This window comes from Kitasatospora sp. NPDC018058 (assembly GCF_044327205.1).
Lineage (GTDB): Bacteria > Actinomycetota > Actinomycetes > Streptomycetales > Streptomycetaceae > Kitasatospora.
Map to the genome: position 1 here is coordinate 1 of NZ_JBIRFA010000159.1, position 1,047 is coordinate 1,047.

The window sequence follows — 1,047 nt, forward strand, 5'->3', positions numbered from 1 at the left end:
ACCGCCTCGTCCAGGGCCCGTGCCAGCTCAAGTGTCGGTTTGGCGCCGGTGGTCCGTTCGATCTGGTTGATACGGGTCGGATGCGTATGGGTGCGTTGGCCCAGCTGAGCCTGTGTGAGCCCCGCGTTCAGCCGAAGTCTGCGCAGTCGCGTGGCGAAGAGCGCCGCCATCGATGCCGAGGGATCAATTTCTTTGGCCACGGCCTCACTTCCGTCCTTACGGCTGCAGGAGTAAGGAGCTACTCCCTTTCGCAGCGTATGCCGCATGGCGACGATGTGAACACGGAACGTGATGATCCGCCGAGGCGGGCACACGACGGGCCCCGGCGACCGCGCACACGGTCCCGGGGCATGGTCAACGCGCAACCCATAAGGAGCGTCAACATGCTGGAGCCTATGGCCCGTTGCCTCGCCCGCGTGCGGGCTTTACTGATTCCACGGGCGTCGGGTCGGCACCGGGCCGCAGGCCCCTGCGCACACCTCCGCCCGGAGCCCGTCCGCACCGTCCTCGTACGGCCGTGGAGCCCACCGCCGCTGCCGGGGCGGGTACGCCGGCACAACCCCGCAGAGACGAGGGTGGACGGCGACCGCTCGCCCCTGGTCCGTCCGTACTACGCCGCCTACGAGCGCCGGCCGCAGCCCGCCGAGGTGGTCTGGTGAGCCTCGTCCCCACGCCACCGGGCCCACCGCCCCGGAAGTCGCTGATGACGCTGCGGGTCTACACGGCGACCCGCGAGGGCGTCGTCACCGAGGAGCGGGCGCCGGTGCACGTCATGGCGGGCGACCGACCGGACATCTACGGGCTGACGCAGGTCTGGCCGCCGTGCGCCTGCCCGCGTCATCGGGAGGGGTAGGCCGACGGCCGCGGGGCTCAGCCGAAAGCCGTGGCGGGGCCACCCGCGACCGACGGTGCCGCTTCGGGAGCCGGGGCGCCCAATTCGGCTTCCTGAGCAGGCCGGAGGCGAATGCTGTTGAGGAGTGGCACCAGTAATTCGCAGTAGTCCGCCCAATGGTCTGTGCTCGGGGTACTGAACGTCACCGTGACCAG

General features: G+C 70.0%; 3 protein-coding genes. 2 read left to right on the forward strand and 1 reads right to left on the reverse strand.

What is annotated here, in order from left to right; all coding sequences use genetic code 11:
• Nucleotides 1-170, reverse strand: a 170-nt coding sequence (locus ACH4E7_RS45705) for a helix-turn-helix transcriptional regulator (protein WP_396255143.1), incomplete at its 3' end; no start/stop codon positions are given.
• A gap of 213 nt (nt 171-383) precedes the next feature.
• Here ACH4E7_RS45705 and ACH4E7_RS45710 point away from each other — a divergent pair.
• Complete coding sequence (locus ACH4E7_RS45710) at nt 384-659, forward strand: hypothetical protein (RefSeq protein WP_396255142.1); 276 nt, start codon at nt 384-386, stop codon at nt 657-659.
• Nucleotides 656-853 carry a hypothetical protein gene (locus tag ACH4E7_RS45715; RefSeq protein WP_129322861.1) on the forward strand — a complete coding sequence of 66 codons (198 nt, stop codon included), beginning with the start codon at nt 656-658 and terminating at the stop codon, nt 851-853. The genes ACH4E7_RS45710 and ACH4E7_RS45715 overlap by 4 nt, the downstream gene beginning before the upstream one ends.
• The last annotated feature ends 194 nt before the right edge of the window (nt 854-1,047 follow it).

Bases quoted from the DNA above. Each gene is read 5' to 3' on its own strand.
- ACH4E7_RS45710 (WP_396255142.1), top strand. From the start codon at position 384: ATGCTGGAGCCTATGGCCCGTTGCCTCGCCCGCGTGCGGGCTTTACTG.